Origin of the sequence: Aliivibrio sp. SR45-2 (genome assembly GCF_963890165.1) — a bacterium.
GTDB classification, from domain to species: domain Bacteria; phylum Pseudomonadota; class Gammaproteobacteria; order Enterobacterales; family Vibrionaceae; genus Aliivibrio; species Aliivibrio salmonicida.
Map to the genome: position 1 here is coordinate 244735 of NZ_CAWPRC010000111.1, position 16278 is coordinate 261012.

The 16278-nt window shown below is 39.6% G+C and carries 15 protein-coding genes; 5 read left to right on the plus strand and 10 right to left on the minus strand.

Annotation, left to right across the window (positions count from 1 at the left end):
* Positions 1 to 241 precede the first annotated feature (241 nt).
* Positions 242 to 1051 carry a penicillin-insensitive murein endopeptidase gene (mepA, locus tag AACV33_RS06090; RefSeq protein WP_182699205.1) on the plus strand — a complete coding sequence of 270 codons (810 nt, stop codon included), beginning with the start codon at positions 242 to 244 and terminating at the stop codon, positions 1049 to 1051.
* Between the two features lie 74 nt (positions 1052 to 1125).
* Here mepA and AACV33_RS06095 read toward each other — a convergent pair whose 3' ends face one another.
* On the minus strand, positions 1126 to 1311 hold the full coding sequence (locus tag AACV33_RS06095; protein ID WP_017021012.1) for a hypothetical protein: 186 nt from the start codon (positions 1309 to 1311) through the stop codon (positions 1126 to 1128).
* A 233-nt stretch (positions 1312 to 1544) separates the two neighbouring features.
* Between AACV33_RS06095 and AACV33_RS06100 the strand changes: the two genes are divergently transcribed.
* Positions 1545 to 2450, plus strand: a complete 906-nt coding sequence (locus tag AACV33_RS06100) for a LysR family transcriptional regulator (RefSeq protein WP_182699206.1) — start codon at positions 1545 to 1547, stop codon at positions 2448 to 2450.
* Between the two features lie 182 nt (positions 2451 to 2632).
* Positions 2633 to 5470, plus strand: a complete 2838-nt coding sequence (locus AACV33_RS06105; protein ID WP_182699207.1) for a M66 family metalloprotease — start codon at positions 2633 to 2635, stop codon at positions 5468 to 5470.
* A 723-nt stretch (positions 5471 to 6193) separates the two neighbouring features.
* On the opposite strand, the gene AACV33_RS06115 is transcribed toward AACV33_RS06105, so the two are convergent.
* Positions 6194 to 6445: a hypothetical protein gene (locus tag AACV33_RS06115; RefSeq protein ID WP_012551609.1), complete on the minus strand. Its 252-nt coding sequence runs from the start codon at positions 6443 to 6445 to the stop codon at positions 6194 to 6196.
* A 178-nt stretch (positions 6446 to 6623) separates the two neighbouring features.
* Here AACV33_RS06115 and AACV33_RS06120 point away from each other — a divergent pair, with 178 nt between their 5' ends.
* Positions 6624 to 7544, plus strand: coding sequence for an ADP-ribosylglycohydrolase family protein (locus AACV33_RS06120; RefSeq protein WP_182699208.1), 921 nt, complete (start codon positions 6624 to 6626; stop codon positions 7542 to 7544).
* Between the two features lie 47 nt (positions 7545 to 7591).
* Here AACV33_RS06120 and AACV33_RS06125 read toward each other — a convergent pair whose 3' ends face one another.
* From AACV33_RS06125 to AACV33_RS06135, 3 genes are all read right to left on the minus strand, one after another.
* The gene (locus AACV33_RS06125; RefSeq protein WP_023602758.1) at positions 7592 to 8116 is read right to left on the minus strand and encodes a phosphoribosyltransferase; all 525 of its coding nucleotides are present in this window, start codon (positions 8114 to 8116) and stop codon (positions 7592 to 7594) included.
* Between the two features lie 532 nt (positions 8117 to 8648).
* Positions 8649 to 9095, minus strand: a complete 447-nt coding sequence (gene soxR, locus AACV33_RS06130; RefSeq protein ID WP_012551608.1) for a redox-sensitive transcriptional activator SoxR — start codon at positions 9093 to 9095, stop codon at positions 8649 to 8651.
* A 55-nt stretch (positions 9096 to 9150) separates the two neighbouring features.
* A complete protein-coding gene (locus tag AACV33_RS06135) occupies positions 9151 to 9729 on the minus strand; it encodes a TetR/AcrR family transcriptional regulator (protein ID WP_182699209.1) in 579 nt (192 codons plus the stop codon).
* Positions 9730 to 9899: 170 nt separating this feature from the next.
* Here AACV33_RS06135 and AACV33_RS06140 point away from each other — a divergent pair, with 170 nt between their 5' ends.
* Positions 9900 to 10112, plus strand: coding sequence for a TIGR02450 family Trp-rich protein (locus tag AACV33_RS06140; RefSeq protein WP_017021019.1), 213 nt, complete (start codon positions 9900 to 9902; stop codon positions 10110 to 10112).
* A 56-nt stretch (positions 10113 to 10168) separates the two neighbouring features.
* Here AACV33_RS06140 and AACV33_RS06145 read toward each other — a convergent pair whose 3' ends face one another.
* From AACV33_RS06145 to trhO, 5 genes are all read right to left on the minus strand, one after another.
* Positions 10169 to 10828, minus strand: a complete 660-nt coding sequence (locus AACV33_RS06145) for a 3'-5' exonuclease (protein WP_051108237.1) — start codon at positions 10826 to 10828, stop codon at positions 10169 to 10171.
* A gap of 345 nt (positions 10829 to 11173) precedes the next feature.
* A complete protein-coding gene (locus AACV33_RS06150; RefSeq protein ID WP_083198982.1) occupies positions 11174 to 12775 on the minus strand; it encodes an ABC-F family ATPase in 1602 nt (533 codons plus the stop codon).
* Between the two features lie 232 nt (positions 12776 to 13007).
* Positions 13008 to 13547, minus strand: coding sequence for a porin family protein (locus AACV33_RS06155; RefSeq protein WP_182699210.1), 540 nt, complete (start codon positions 13545 to 13547; stop codon positions 13008 to 13010).
* Between the two features lie 195 nt (positions 13548 to 13742).
* A complete protein-coding gene (locus AACV33_RS06160) occupies positions 13743 to 14930 on the minus strand; it encodes a lytic polysaccharide monooxygenase (protein ID WP_182699211.1) in 1188 nt (395 codons plus the stop codon).
* Between the two features lie 235 nt (positions 14931 to 15165).
* On the minus strand, positions 15166 to 16146 hold the full coding sequence (trhO, locus tag AACV33_RS06165; RefSeq protein ID WP_182699212.1) for an oxygen-dependent tRNA uridine(34) hydroxylase TrhO: 981 nt from the start codon (positions 16144 to 16146) through the stop codon (positions 15166 to 15168).
* Positions 16147 to 16278 lie beyond the last annotated feature (132 nt).

The window sequence follows — 16278 nt, forward strand, 5'->3', positions numbered from 1 at the left end:
CGAATCATGCATCACAATATACCTTTGATTTATTTAGTAAAATATGATTATTACCTCTAATAAAAAGTAGGTAATAAGAGAATGAATGATTTATAACTGTGAGGTGAGTCCAATACAAATTCCAAATGATTTTGTGTTCTAATATCACTATAAGTTTAGAGAGGCTTTATTGCCGCACTCAAAATAACATTCCATTATCTCGCTCATAATCCACATTTATTTATCATGGTGAAAATGACTTATGCGTTATTGCCTCATTGCTTTTTATTTTAGTTATTGCAGCTTCTCAGTAAATGCGACCCCTTGGGAATCAATACAAGCGCCTAGCCAGACAGCGGTCGAATCTATTGGTAGCTATGCTAATGGGTGCCTTGAAGGTGCACTCGCTTTACCCTTAAGCGGTTCTGGTTACCAAGTCGTTCGCAGTGAACGAAAGCGATATTTTGCGCATTCCGATACCATTCGTTTTATTCAAGATCTTTCCCTCACATCAGAAAAAGAACTCAATAAGCAGCTATTAATTGCGGATATGTCATTACCACAAGGCGGTCGATTCTCTCATGGTCATTCAAGTCATCAAACAGGTCTTGATATTGATATTTGGTTTCGTTTATTGGCCCAGCCCTTAACAGAGAAAGAGCTTAATCAACCTTATTCAATTAACCTTGTCGATAAATCGACATCAAGCATTCGAGACAAATACTGGAAAACGGAGCACTTTGGTTTAATTAAAGCCGCCGCACAGGATGACAGAGTGGCGCGTATCTTTGTGAATTCGGCCATCAAAGAAAAACTGTGTGAGCAAGAGAATGGGGATACTCAATGGTTGCGTAAGGTTCGTCCTTGGTGGGGACACAGTGCACATATGCATGTACGTCTGTCTTGTTCAGACAAAGACACTAACTGCATTAATCAACCCGAGCCACCAAAAGGAGATGGCTGCGGACATGAAACACAGAGTTGGCGACTAAACCCTGTGCCACAGAAAAAAAGAGCACCCGCGCCAATTCAACCTGAACAATGTCTGGAAATGCTAAATAGCCAAGAGTAGAAATAGGAAGAAGAAGAAGAAAATTAGGTCACTTATACGCCGGTATATATGACCTATTTATTTTCAGATGTGTTTTATTCAACAGGCAATAATTCAATAAAATCTTGCGCGAGAGATTGTCGAAAAAAATCAGACATGGACGCCATAGTAAATACCGCGGCGTCTTCAAAAATGGTCGTAGACCCACTGAGTGTCCAGTAAGAACTTCCTTTGTTAGTGTTCACTTTCACTTTAAAATGCGTTGGCGTCGTAGTAACCATTTTTCAATTCCTTAAAATAAGATACAGGATCATGCTACCACTTCCATTTCACGAAACCAGACTTTCCCCTTATCAATCGCAAGATTCTTTTTATTTGTAACTGGCTTGTGCTTTGAGATAATTTTTATTGTTAATCATTGTTTATGGAAGTGAACACCGTATTACCTCTATTTTACCTAAGATATAGAGGGTAATATGGGAGTATCTATTGTTAAAAAGGCAACAATGACATTATGGATCAACTACGCGCCCTAAAATATTTCACCGCAACCGTGGAGGCAGGAAACTTCTCCGCGGCGGCTAAAAAATTTGATGTCCCAGCGTCTTCTGTCTCTCGCCGAATTGCCGACCTTGAGGCATCACTTGGGGCTCAACTTCTCAAACGAACCACACGAACCGTATCTCTGACCGAGGTGGGTTTACAGTATTACACTCAAGTGACGGATCTTATTCAGCAACTTGAACAGTGTGATCGCTCAGTGAAAGATTATCAAACCCTCCCTACTGGCACGCTTAAAATTAGTTCAATGGTGGGCTTTGGTGAGCGTATTCTTGCTCCGATATTGGATGAATTCTCATTACGCTACCCTGATATTTTATTGGACGTAGAATTAAACGATCAACTCTCTAAGCTAGACAGAGATGATGTAGACATTGCGATTCGCGGTGGCTTCGCGCCAGATGAACGGGTCGTTGCTATACACCTTATGGATAATCAATTCGTTCCTGCAGCTTCACCGTCTTATCTCGCCAAATATGGCCAGCCTAAAAGCACAAAAGATCTGCCTAATCATAAAGGGCTTTATTTTAAAACCCCTCATGGTCCAACACCGTGGTTAAGTGAAATAAACGGTGAATGGAAAAACGTATCGGCCCCAAGCTCACTCATCACAAATAATGGAAAATGGTTGGCAGAAAAAGCAGTACAAGGCGAAGGGATCCTGATGATGCCACGATGGGTATTGCAACCCTACTTTGATGTTAACGAATTAATAGAGCTTCATTTTGATGAACCATTAAGCATCACACAAAGCCAAATTCTTGGTGTGTATATGCTTTATCAAAAACTGGCTTATGCAACCCCTAAAGTCAAAGCCGCGGTCGATTTTATCACTGCCAGAATAAAAGGACAAAAATAGCGACTTTACTGCCTATTTATTAATGAATTTTCTTTTATACATCGAAAATTTGGAATAAATATCTGACTTTCAAAAAAATTAAATATCTTAATTCCACCTTTAACTTATAAGTCTCGCGAATGAAACCTATAGATTACAAAGACACTGGTTATTTAATGATAATAATAAAAAGAGAGAGTCATATGAAAAAGACACTATTAGGCATGATCATCGGATCAACGCTAGCTGCTAATGTTTACGCAACCCCCCACCCACTAGATGAGGCGAGCGTTCAGATTGTAAATAAAATGACTGAACTGGCTGTCCTTGCCAGCAACCCGAGCAATGTTACCCAAGATGGCGAACAAAAGTATCTTGAATATAAAGGTAAAAAGCTAAGAATTAATTTTGACGGCAATGTGAAATTTGGCTTAATGGATTTTGATTCGGAATTTGAAACCGTATTTGATTTCCTTCCTACTCAATGGGAAAAATATTGGTACGACGGTGGATTTGACATCTACCCAGAAACATTTGATATCGCTGAGAAATGTACATTTGGTCTTTATGCTGCAGCAAGAGGCTCTAAAGACAACGAAGGTAATTACATTTGGGAAAACACGATGTCGACCGAGATCGATACCTCAGAGTGTACTCCTGTTATTGAAAAACCAGCGGTCTTCTTTAACACCAATCAATTAGAAAATGTGTTAGTTGGTGACATCTCTGGCGGCGTATTATTTGCTCAAGCACATATCGTTCCGGCTAAAGTCGATGAGCAAGAAAAACGCATGCATTTGGTTGCTCAGCGCAAAACAAAAGTCATGTTTAAGCCAACAGAAGCCTTTGCTTCGTACGCTGAAGTCACATTAACAGCAATGGATCATAACGGAAAAACACTCGGCACCCTAGAGATGATTCGTCCTGATACATTAGCGCGTAACGTAATGGCAATCGCTGAAATTACCGACACAAACATTGATTTTAGCTATGATCCTGAAGCGGCGTTTAATGTACGTGAAGTCTCGAGTGATGCCATTTCTGCCGCACTTACAGACCATAACGTCGTCAAACTAAGCACGTGGAATGGCCACTGGATCCGAGACATTGCGCTTGAACAAAATAACCCACAACTTGATGGTAAAACGTTTGTATTTACATCAAGCGCTGGTTACAACTCAAATGTAAGTTATTACCCACAACGTTCTAAAACCATTGTAAATGGTACAACAACGGTATTTAAAAACGTGAAAGGAACATGGGTATTACAAGACGATTTACTTTTTAATGACATCGGTTACGCCGATGGTTTCTGGTCAGCCGACTTACCAAAAGAATGGCTTAATCCTGGTCTGAGCCTGTCATTCGAAAACCAAGGTAAGAAAGGGACATTAAGCCAGATAAAAGTGGGCGCACCAACTGAATTACTGATGCATACCATTGACGTAGGTATGCTTGTTGAGCCTCGTGATTCTTTCCATTTTCAAGCCGACAAAGAAGCACAACGTGAGTACTTTGAAACCGCACCAGTCAGTAAAATGATTGTGAGTGAATATGAGTCAGTACACTTTACTGAAGTGATGCTGCCTGATGGTACGTTATTAACCGATCACGATCCAAGTGATGGTGGCTGGCACTCAGGCACCATGCGTCAGCGTATTGGCAAAGAACTTATCTCTATCGGTATAAACAATGCGAACTATGGTATTCATTCAACTGCGGGGGTTGGCGAAGGAGAAAACCCTTATTTAGCGGCTCAGCTAACAGCCCATAACACCCGAGGCAATTACAATAATGGCGTGCAAATGCACGGTGGCTCTGGTGGCGCAGGCATGGTGACGCTTGATAGCTCAATTGGTAACGAACTTAGCCATGAAGTGGGTCATAACTATGGTTTAGGCCATTATCCTGGTGGGTTCAATGGGTCTATCCATAAACCTGCAAATATGAGCAACTCAACATGGGGTTGGGATTCTTCACGTGATGTGTTTATTCCAAACTTTTCACCGTCTAATAATGGCGTTCAAAGCTGTCTTGACGGCCAATGTGTTGAACCATTCAATGGCATGTTCAGCTTTGGATCCGATTCAATGGCTGGCGGCTGGGCTATGTATGGCGCGCAACGTTTTACCATGTATACCCCGTATTCAATGCATTTCATTCAACAAAACTTAGAAAGCAAAATCGTATTTGATGAAACCTCATCAACCGGTTTTAAAAAGTGGGATGAAAAAACAGAAGCCATGGTTGAATACACTCACACGATTGACGATCTTGAAACAACCTCTGTGGCACCATGGGAAGCAAATGCGACTCATATTGCAACGCTACTGATCGATTTCGATAAAGTGACACTTTCAACGTGGAACGGTCATTGGGAACGAAATATGTCGGTTCCTATGGCATCAACAGCAAATAAAGGGAAGATTTTCACTTTCAATTCAGATGCTGGTTACACCTCTAACCTAGAAATTAATGGCGAAACGGTAGTCGTTCACTACGGCAGCCGTTTCGTGTTTGTTTCAGATGGTCAAACTTGGGTACAAGATGGACAATATGAGCAAAATAAAGTTATTCGTCCTACTTCATTTGGCGTTCCTGTAACGACGTTGGTTGGTTATTATGATCCTCAAAACAAACTGGATAGCTATATCTTCCCTGCCTTACACGGGTCTTATGGTTATGTTTATCCTGATGATTCAGCGAACTTAATTGCTGGCGAGTGTGCGTTAGAAATCAACACAAGCAAAGGGGATATTTTAACCTATGCCCTTAAAAACAACCGTCGTAATGCGGACAACATGAATAAGTTCCACGTTAACGTGGCTCGCTCTGAAAAACCGGTAACGGCAGCGGTTGTGTGTGATGGTAAGGTACTGAACTCAATGGTAATCAGCACCCCAAAACGTGATCCGGTTTATACCATACAAGAAGGTAATGAAGCAGTACGTTCAGTGTCATTTTCAATTCACAATACGCCAAGGATCTTAGCGGGACGTTACGAATCTGAACAATGTGCAAACGTTGATCATAAGCATTAATGTGTAATCAACTCAGACGATAAACCTATTTTTATCGTCTCTCTATCAGTAAAAGGGGTTATGATCTTTCTCAGAGAAAGTATCTTAGCCCTTTTTTATTCATCCATTATAGTCCGACTAACATCCTTTTGTTTTACTCTCTTACTCCCGTAAAAACAACAATAATTAACGATTAATAATGAAAATAACGTAAAAATTCAGGGGTATTTCACGCGCTCTTCTAGCACGTTAAATTATTAATTTTTTCTTTATTATCAAATAGTAAATCTTACTTTTCACATCCAGAAATAAAAAATTGATACAGCTCAAAAAAACATCGGTGGATTAGGCGTAAGTTGATCTTAATTTAACGTTTTTGAGGGAATAAAAATGACCATCTCCAAAGTTTTTCTAAGAGATATTCTTGGTTTGGCTTTAGTAATTTCAACGGTTTTAGCCGCGCTCTATATCCTCTTAGATATAGTCGCTGTATTTGCTTATTTAAACCATGAAGAAAAGATCGCATCGATATTTTTCGACGAATCCTTTTATCTTCTGGTATTTTTCATCCCCCCTTACTTTATAAGTAAGTACATCAACCATCTCGACATGAAAACACCACAAAAGAATATTGGTTAAATCGGAAAGGGAATAAAGAAGCTAAAAAACAAAAAGGCTAAGATCTTTCTCATTGAAAGTATCTTAGCCTTTTTTCATACCCTATCGTTGCAATAGGATGAATAATTAATGAGTCGTACGATTTGTGCCATTACGAACGAGATCTTGTCCCGTTTGAAAAACGTCTTCGGTTACCCAACGAGAGAATAATAGTTGGTGTTTATCATCCAATACGGCAACAAAGCGACGACCGTCTTTATTATTGGTTGCCATAGCAATACCTGCAACATTCGTTAGCCCTAAACCACCACTTTCTACAGAAATTAAGAACGTTTCTAAATCTTCTAGATTAGTGATCATATCTACTTCGTTGGTCATATTTATATTCTCTTGATAAACAAAACTTACTTTTTTGGCAATGCCATTACGATAGGCGCTACTTTACCGAGGTTCCTGATAAATTGAAACTCCCTTATCTATACTCTACCTATAGATTTATCATCATTTACTGCAATCAGTGTTAATCTAAAACTCTATTGGTAAACGGAGCCACATCATGTCACAACAAAGAGCGTTCAATGCCATTCTTGGCGCACTCGTCGCTGATACTGCGTCGATGGGGTTTCATTGGTTATACGATCAAACCTTAATTAAAAAATACACCGCATCAACGCCTGAGTTTCATGCCCCCAATCAAGACGAATACGAAGGTAAAGGTTATTTTGCTCACAAAGGAAAGGCGGTAGGCTCTCCTTCTCAATATGGCGCACAATTGACTGCGATGTTGGCGTCGTTATCCCACACTCAACCGTATTCAGAAAGCCGTTATATCGCGAGTTTTCGTACGTGGTTTGATTTTGGCGGTCAATGGCAAGGGTATATAGATAAACCAACCAAAATCGCGTTATTAGCAATGCATCAAGAAGAGGTTTCAATATTTGGTGCCGATGATACACAAAACCCAGCCATCTCTAAACTGCCTGCATTAGTTGCTTATCACTATAAAGAGGATGCACTGCCTGACTATATTGAATCGGCGGTTCGTGTTACCAATAATAATGATATTGCGGTGAAATACGCACAAGCAGTCGCTATCATGATAAAAATGGCGATCAACGGCCATACCGTTAAAGAATGTATTGAAGAAGCAAAGCAGAGCTGCTCATTCATAAAAGAAGAGATAGAAAAAGCAGAACAAGATAGAAAACTCACCTCTTTGCAGGTTGCAGAAAAGGTTGGGCTACATTGTGGCTTAGATGCCTCTTTTATTGTTGTTATGCATATTCTATTAACCGCGACCTCTTATGAAGAAGCCATTCAAACGAATATTTATTGTGGTGGCGATAACTGTGGCCGTGCGATCCCACTCGGTGCTATTTTAGGGGCGTGTTTTACTGATTCGAATCAGGCAATTCCATCATCTTGGATTGAACAATCTACCTTGCCTAATTCATTGCTTGCGCGTTTTTTATCTTAGAATCACGAGAGTAAAATAAAACAGCTTCACTCTTTATGCTGAAGCTGTTATTTCACTAATTTAGACACAAAAGGAATATTACGGTGTTTATCTTGCCAAGGTAATCCATACCCTATCAACATGTCGTCATTTTCCATTTCATACGCAAAATATTGTGGATAAGGAATATCAACACGACCCGGCTTCACAAACAATGTGGCGATAGAAAGGGACTTTACACCAAACTCTTCAGCAATGTATTTCGCTACACGCTTCATTGTGCCACCAGATTCAATAGCATCGTCCACTAAAATAACGTGTTGGCCTTTGATTGGGATATTTTGATGATACACAATGCTTGAGTTGTTATTACTGTCACCCGGCGTATGCGGACAAGAGACATAATCCATCTTGATGTCCAACGTAAGCTCTCTCACCATGTCTGCAGTAAAGATAATGCCCCCTGGAACCATCGAAATAATCACCACTTCTTCACCAGAAAACTGTTTATTTAATTTGTCACTAACAATACGAATGCCCGCATTGATCTGTGCGGTACTTAAGACCAAGTCACCGATGTGTTTATTATTCATCTTATTCACTTATGTTTATCCATTGCCGTCACTCTAGCATTTTCTGATAACGCGTTGTTTGGCGGTGTTAACATATTGAGTTTACCGTCAATATCCCACGACAATTTAACAAAACTAAGTCCATGATTAAATGGGACTCAGCGAGTAGAGATTACTCGTCAGTTTTGAGGCCAGAGATTAACAAAGTATGAGTTCTCTTCGGTGACAATGACGCGTCTTTCTCTTTAGGGAAATTATTATTCCAAGTTGCCAGTGAGCACAAAGATATATACCCATGACTTTCAAGCGTTAGCTTGAAAGACTGTAAACTTGCTCTTTTGTGGTCTTGATATTCTTTCATTATTCTGATTTTTACAGCAAATAGTACGGCTAACTTACTATTGATTTCTTTGCCAACACAGGGCATTCAACTTTTTGTTATACCATAACTTGCTGTCTTTTATAAAAGCCAAGTAACCCCAATGACTCGCTGGTACTGCCATCATCTACTCTTTGGCCTGATAGATAAAAATACCATCACAAAAATAGACGCTTATTTTAATAACAAGCGTTGAGCACCATTGCCCTCTTCATGCAAAATATCATCAGGGTTTAGTAACTGACATCTATCCATACTCAAACAACCACAGCCAATACATCCGGTTAAGTTTTCTTTAAGAGACTGGATTTGTTCAATTTTTTTATCGAGATCTTTTTGCCATTTCTTTGCGACCTTTTCCCAATCACGTCTTGTTGCCGTTTCCTTCATGGGTAGGTCAGCTAACTCTTTCGTTATTTCTTCTAGCGTAAAACCAACAAGCTGAGCCACTTGAATAAGCGCAATGCGCCTTAACATTGACGGATGAAAACGGCGCTGATTTCCCGCCGTTCGGATAGAGGCAATGAGATTTTTAGTTTCATAGAATCGCAATGCAGAATCGGCAACACCACTTCGCTCTGAAAGCATGCCTATCGTAAGCAATGTTTTTTCATTTAACATTAATCACTCCATGATATTGATAAATTAAGTTGAATAAACGTAACGTTGCTCTCTTTTAGAGTGACACAAACATATCATCAATCATTTTCTCTAAAGGTGCATCGCCATTACTTGCACAAGCATAAGCTCTTAATCCCATAATTTGTACTTGAACAAAACGCGCTAATTGAGTCACATCTTTGTCTTTGCTTAACTCACCTTTCTGCTGTGCTTCTTCTAACAAAGTAATAAATTGACCTTCCATGATAACGAGCATTTTCTTTGCTTCAGCGAGCAATTCTGCGTTTTCTTCCGTTAATTCTGCAATCGTTTTTACCAGCATACACATACGACTTGGTACTGGCCCTTTATTGCCAATAATATTCAACGTGACAAACTCTTTTAAAGCAGACAAAGGCGATGTCGTATTCGCTTTGCATTCAGCAATGTGGGCAACACCCATTTCGGTGTATTTGTTTAATACTTCTTTGAATAGCCCTTCTTTACTGCCAAATGTCGCGTAAATACTGCCAGGACGCATATCAATCACGTCTTGAAGATTACGCATTGATGTGGCGTGAAAGCCTTTCTCCCAATAAAGATTGGTGGCTTTTTCAATCACATCATCTCTGTTAAATTTGGCTGATTTTGCCATAATAAGTTACTCTCAAAAAACTTGAACACTTGTTCAATAATAGCACTTTGTAGATTGAAATGCAGTTTTTGCTTAAAAACAATCTCCTCTACTCAATAACTGAATCAATTTGATCTATGCTTTGTAAACCACATCATGATCAATTAAAAACCATTCTCTAAGGAATAATAATGAATCAAATTAATCCAAAAAAACTTTTAAATAGTAAATGGACGGCCGTTAATCCGATCAAAAAAGAAAAACATTTTTTAATTACTGAAATTGAATTTGAAGACAATGAAGTAACACATTGTTTAATAGAAGCCGTAATGACAAAACGAGCAGAATCTCTGGATTGGAAAGAATTAAAAGACCAAGAAAATTGGCTTTCAGGTTGGAAATAAAAAACGCCTATGTCAAAAGAAAACATAAACGTTAATTAAGAAAAAATAGCGTAAAATTAGCCTTGTTTCTTTAAAAATAGATCGATTGACCCTTTTGGGGTTTTGGCGATTTTTTGCATTAATGAGAAATCAGGGTTTGTAATCGCATAATCGTTTTCTAGGGTATCTAACAGCACTTGCCATAATGAAGCCGTCACTTCAGCATCGGCTAACGCTCTATGGAACACACCATCATTATCGATTTGATGATAAGCCACTAACTCTCCCAACTTATGCGATGGTGCTTCTTGAGTCAGTCGTCTTGATACCAATAATGAACACGCGAACGTTCCATCATAATCTCGCTGAATCGCGTCAAGCTCTGCATCTAAAAAACGCTGATCAAACGAGGCATTATGAGCCACTAAATTACACCCTTGAATGAAGTCCGCAAACTCGTGCATGACCGTGGCACAATCATCCGCTCCCATCAGCATGGCATTGGTAATGCCGGTGTAATTCGCAATGAACGAGCTTACTCTAAAACCAGGATTCATCAATTTTTGAAAGCGATCAACAATAACGCCATTTTCTAGCTTCACCGCACCAATTTCTATGGCGCGATCGCCTTGGTTTGGAGATAAACCCGTGGTTTCGAAATCGAGAACAACAACAGTATTAGCAAGCGCGGCTGGGTTTTTAGAAGAGCTTAAAGGCACGAAATATTTCCAAGTCATATAATTAGTCGCCAATGATACCACTTCTGTTGTTTATATATAAAATGATAAGAACATGACTCTCACGTAAGGCTAATTAATAAGCACGCTATTTAAGGATCTTTTCTCTGAAGATTTAGATAGCGCCCAGCCAGAAGCATTGACATCGCTAATGTTGAAATTACCCCACGCAAGTTTTACGTAGACATACGTCAGTTATCTATCGTTCTTAATAGGCGAAAACTGGATAAAAAAGAGTTTGAATTACTAGTGTAGATTTAGCGTTTAATAAAGTACTCAAAATAAAAAAGCGCGAGCTGATATCATCAGTCTCGCGCTTTTTTTGCTAAGTAACGTTAATTAAAATTAAGCTACATGCATTCTGTTTTTATGATCTAGGTACTCGTTATAAGTACCTTGGAAGTTAACCAATTTCTTACCTGTAACGTCAATGATTTGAGTCGCTAGAGAAGAAACAAACTCACGGTCATGGCTTACAAAGATTAATGTGCCTGTGTACACTTTTAATGCTTCGTTTAGCGCTTCAATCGCTTCCATATCCATGTGGTTGGTTGGTTCGTCCATAACAAGTACATTGATTTCTAGCATCATTAACTTGCCAAACAATAGACGGTTTTTCTCACCACCAGAACAGTTTTTCGCTTGTTTATTTGTATCATCCGCTGTAAATAGTAGACGACCCAAAATACCGCGAACCATCAAGTCATCGTGTTTCACTGTACGCCACTGTGAAATCCAATCAAAGATGCTTAAATCGTTATCAAAATCAGCCGTACTGTCTTGTGGGCAGTAACCAAAGGTCGCATTTTCAGACCATTTAACGATACCTTCATTTTGCTCAAGGTCGTTAACTAAACAACGTAACAATGTCGTTTTACCCACACCATTTTCGCCGATGATAGCCAGACGAGTACCCGCTTCAAGCAGTAAGTTACCGCCTTCAAATAATACGTCTTCTTCAAAACCGTGGCCTAAATCTTTCAATTCAAGTGCTTGGCGGTGCAATTTCTTGCCTTCACCGAAGTTAATTGATGGGCTCATACGGCTTGATGATTTGACTTCATCTAACGAGATTTTGTCCATTTTCTTTGCACGAGAACTTGCTTGCTTCGCTTTAGATGCGTTCGCACCAAAACGGTTTACGAAATCTTGCAGTTCACTGATCTCTGCTGCTTTCTTCGCGTTACCAGAAAGTAGTTGCTCACGGATCAAACTAGACGCTTCAAGGAAGTATTCGTAGTTACCTGGATAAACACGAAGTTCGCCGTAATCAATGTCTGCCATATGAGTACATACAGAGTTTAGGAAGTGTCTATCATGCGAGATGATGATCATTGTACATTTACGTTGATTAAGCTCACCAGCTAGCCAGTTAATCGTATTAATGTCCAAGTTGTTGGTTGGTTCATCAAGTAGCAAGATATCTGGGTTTGCGAACAATGCTTGTGCTAGTAACACACGCAGTTTCCAACCTGGAGCAACTTGTTGCATTAAGCCATAATGAAGTTCTTCATCAATACCGGCTTGTAATAGAATGTCACCGGCACGGCTTTCTGCGCTGTAACCGTCCATTTCTGCGAATTCACTTTCAAGTTCAGCAACCTTCATGCCATCTTCTTCACTCATTTCTGGTAGTGAATAGATGCGCTCACGCTCTTGTTTGATTTCCCATAATTTCTTGTCACCCATGATCACAACATCAATTACACTGTATTTTTCAAACGCAAATTGATCTTGGCTCAACACGCCTAATTTTTGTCCTGGCGTCATTGATACGTTGCCTGAACTAGGAGTTAATTCACCACTTAGAATCTTCATGAACGTTGATTTTCCGCACCCATTCGCACCGATCAAACCGTAACGGTTGCCGTTGCCAAATTTAGCTGAAATATTTTCAAATAAAGGCTCTGCGCCAAATTGCATTGTGATGTTGTTTGATTGTATCAACGAAGTAATTCCTAGGGTTTACTGACAAGTCATTATTGGGCTAAATTAGAGGGCCACAAGATGAAGGACGAAAGTATGATGAATGAGAAAATCTAGCCGCGGATTATACAGAGATCTTGATCACATTGTCGAGAGATATGACGTTTTAATACACAATAAAAAAAGCCCCAGAATAATCTAGGGCTCTCAAAAAGCACTAATCGCGCGAATGGAATTAGAAATAGGAACTAAATTAAAATTTATAACCGACAGTAAAAGAGAATTGATCAGCAAAAACATCATGTTCTCCATCTTTTAAGTTCATAAAATCTAAACGTAAATCAGTATAAAAATGTTGGTTAAATACCGCTCTTGTACCTACACCAAAAAACAGCGTTGAATCCTTCCAATCACCAAGATCATGTCCGACAACGCTTACCTCTTCTTTGAATGTTGCAAATCCCACGACTCCATAAGGCTTAATTGATGCATTTTGCATATAGAATGTGTAACCAATATCAGCATCTAGTTTGAATGTTGTCGTATCACTGTCAAAAATAGAATCGTTACCACTTCCTTTATTAAGAGAAAGATTTACCCCTACGATATCGTTAATGTCATAGCCATAACCAAGAGTTAAACCGCTAGTTGAGTAATCACTCCCAAAGGTGATATCTTCAATACTGGTTGAGTTAAAACCAATACCAACTCGATGACCATCAAACGCATTTGCATAAAGTGTTGTAGAAGATAGAAGTGATGTTACTAGAAGTGTTTTTAGTGCTAATTTCATGATTACTCTCATCTTAATTAAATAGTAATGATTTCATCCTTGAAGTCGTATTCTTAGTCGTTGAGTAAATATTATGAGATTGAAGAGATTGAGGCTAAACACCTCTCGTTATAACGTTAATAAGTCACTCTTATCACATAAAAAACCCCAGAATAATCTAGGGCTTCTATTTATATTATAATGAGTCGTAAAGGGTTATCGCCATACTCCCCATTCGCCTGTTGTTCCCGGCTCTTCACCTTTTGTCCACCACTGAGCAACCCATGTTCCTCCTTGATGTGTCACTGTCTCTCCCGCCTGATAGGCATTATTTTTATCCCATTGATTCGTTGGTTCGACTGGTGGCTCAACAGGAGGAGTGATGTCGGCTTTAATTAGCGACAGTTGATAGCTTAGATTTGCCTTAGGAGCGAATACTCGATTCGCATAAATATTAGTGGTGTCATACATATAATGGCTCATCTCTTGATGCCAAATACCAATAAACCATGCTTTATTTTTCAACTGATTAAACTGACCCGCTAACTCTGCCGACCATGTTGCTGTGTTATTTACGGTTATCGCTAAGCTAATGTCTGTTGTCTCTGCGCCTGTTGCATCAAAAGTTCTAAATCTTACCGAGTCTCCAGATTCTACAGGACCAAATCCTTGACTAATGTAATAGCCTAAATCGGAATATTGTGGCGGTGGCTCAACAGGATCGATAGGCCCGGGAGGCGTCGTTCCAGTCCCATCAAAGGTGATATCACTGCAGTTATAAAATCCTTCGCCTGCGGCATCTTCACGTTGCCAACGAGTGTAGAGCACAGCTGAATCGACACGGTCTGCTGGGAGAGTAATTTTAATGCGGTATTTTTTATCGTCTCCAACAATAATATCTCCTGCCGTATCGACGACATCGAGATCACCCCAAGTAAGCGGAACGGTTGGATCATAATTTACGTTAGATAAATAGAATTGCCAGTAAGAAGGGTTATGAGGGGCGGTGGCATTAAAGACGAGTTCAAGTTGGTTATTCTCATCTAACGTAATGGCCGTTTTTTGCCAATGCGTTGATCCCACATTCAACCCTGATTTGGCCTTATCTCCTGCGGAACATAAATTACCATCACGAACAATGGCTTGAACATGGGCCATGTCTTTATAATTAGGAACATTGGCCGCCACTTCATTACGCTGAACAAAGGGGAATGCACCAGATTCATCAAACGCAGACTGACACGCTTGATTTGGAATGGTGTTATCCCAAAACCCACCATCAAGATAACAGGTGTTTTGCCTCGCACTTGGGTATTCAACCCAGCCATGCGCTTGTGCTCCCATTGAGGATAATGCGCCAACAAAGGCAATGGTAAGCGAATTGATTTTTATTGTATTTGTCATATTTCATCCTTGTCTATAAACAATAAAAGCGAGGCGATTAACGCCTCACTTTCGTTTATAAAATTAGCAAGGATTGATGAATTGGCGATAAAATCAGACACAAATAAACGGTTTATTCACGCATTTGTTATCTGCTTTCCATCTAATAATGAGTCAAATGAAAGCCTATTATATTCTTTCGAGTCAGTTCATTATTTATGTTTCACATTCATTTTGGATCAATACTGCATTCTTCTTACTTAGATGATCTCTGTTGCTGCTTCTTCTCTTTCTTTTCTTGTTTACGTTGTTCAATCAATTTTGCCGCGTCACCACCAACGTGAGTTTCCCCTCTTTCATTAGCCAACTGCACTTGTTTTTCACGCTCACGGAAACGAGATTTTTGCTCTTCGGTATGTTGGTCAATACATTTAGGGCAACTTACGCCTTTCTCAAAAGAGTCTGACTGCTTATCTTCGTCTGTGATCGGTAAACGGCACGCATTACACACATCATAATGACTTTTCTCTAATTGATGATTGACGGCAACTCGACCATCAAACACATAACAATCACCTTCCCATAAGCTGTTTTCTTCTGGTACTTCTTCAAGGTACTTTAGTATTCCACCTTCAAGATGGTACACCTCATCAAATCCTTGCTCTTTCATGTAAGCCGTCGATTTTTCACAACGAATACCACCAGTACAGAACATAGCTACTTTTTTATGCTTTGCTGGGTCTAAATTTTCAGTAACGTATTGAGGAAAATCGCGGAACGTCTCTGTCTTTGGGTTAACAGCGTGTTTGAATGTGCCGATATCAACTTCATAATCGTTACGAGTATCAACCAATAGCACTTCTGGATCAGAAATAAGTGCATTCCAATCGGCTGGTTTTACATACGTTCCCACCACATGAAGAGGATCGATGCCCTCTACGCCCATGGTGACGATTTCTTTTTTCAATTTCACTTTAGTACGATTAAAAGGTTGAACGTCATTGATTGATTCTTTATAAACTACATCCGCTAAACGTGAATCTTCTTTGAACCAAGCTAGCAATGTATCAATGGCTTGGCGAGAGCCAGCAACGGTGCCATTAATGCCTTCACTTGCCAGAAGTAATGTACCTCGGATCTGATTGTCTTCCATCACTTGTGTTAATGGCTGACGTATTTCGGTGTAATCTTCTAATGAAACAAATTTGTATAACGCACAAACGATATATTGAGACATGGGTAACTTTCCTTTTTTGCGAGGCTGGATCGTAAATCCAGAGCAATGAGTATTTGCCTTAGCGGCTTATAATAGTGCGGGGAGTATAGCGGAGGTCTATCGATACAAATACGGACAGTTTTTGTGGTTTTT

What these genes read in the sequence shown, in the direction of transcription:
- AACV33_RS06115 (WP_012551609.1), bottom strand. Translation starts at nt 6,445, where the DNA reads ATGACCAACGAAGTAGATATGATCACTAATCTAGAAGATTTAGAAACG.
- AACV33_RS06155 (WP_182699210.1), bottom strand. Translation starts at nt 13,547, where the DNA reads ATGAAATTAGCACTAAAAACACTTCTAGTAACATCACTTCTATCTTCT.
- AACV33_RS06105 (WP_182699207.1), top strand. Translation starts at nt 2,633, where the DNA reads ATGAAAAAGACACTATTAGGCATGATCATCGGATCAACGCTAGCTGCT.
- AACV33_RS06140 (WP_017021019.1), top strand. Translation starts at nt 9,900, where the DNA reads ATGAATCAAATTAATCCAAAAAAACTTTTAAATAGTAAATGGACGGCC.
- AACV33_RS06100 (WP_182699206.1), top strand. Translation starts at nt 1,545, where the DNA reads ATGGATCAACTACGCGCCCTAAAATATTTCACCGCAACCGTGGAGGCA.
- AACV33_RS06120 (WP_182699208.1), top strand. Translation starts at nt 6,624, where the DNA reads ATGTCACAACAAAGAGCGTTCAATGCCATTCTTGGCGCACTCGTCGCT.
- mepA (WP_182699205.1), top strand. Translation starts at nt 242, where the DNA reads ATGCGTTATTGCCTCATTGCTTTTTATTTTAGTTATTGCAGCTTCTCA.
- AACV33_RS06125 (WP_023602758.1), bottom strand. Translation starts at nt 8,116, where the DNA reads ATGAATAATAAACACATCGGTGACTTGGTCTTAAGTACCGCACAGATC.
- trhO (WP_182699212.1), bottom strand. Translation starts at nt 16,146, where the DNA reads ATGTCTCAATATATCGTTTGTGCGTTATACAAATTTGTTTCATTAGAA.
- AACV33_RS06135 (WP_182699209.1), bottom strand. Translation starts at nt 9,729, where the DNA reads ATGGCAAAATCAGCCAAATTTAACAGAGATGATGTGATTGAAAAAGCC.
- AACV33_RS06160 (WP_182699211.1), bottom strand. Translation starts at nt 14,930, where the DNA reads ATGACAAATACAATAAAAATCAATTCGCTTACCATTGCCTTTGTTGGC.
- AACV33_RS06095 (WP_017021012.1), bottom strand. Translation starts at nt 1,311, where the DNA reads ATGGTTACTACGACGCCAACGCATTTTAAAGTGAAAGTGAACACTAAC.
- soxR (WP_012551608.1), bottom strand. Translation starts at nt 9,095, where the DNA reads ATGTTAAATGAAAAAACATTGCTTACGATAGGCATGCTTTCAGAGCGA.
- AACV33_RS06145 (WP_051108237.1), bottom strand. Translation starts at nt 10,828, where the DNA reads ATGACTTGGAAATATTTCGTGCCTTTAAGCTCTTCTAAAAACCCAGCC.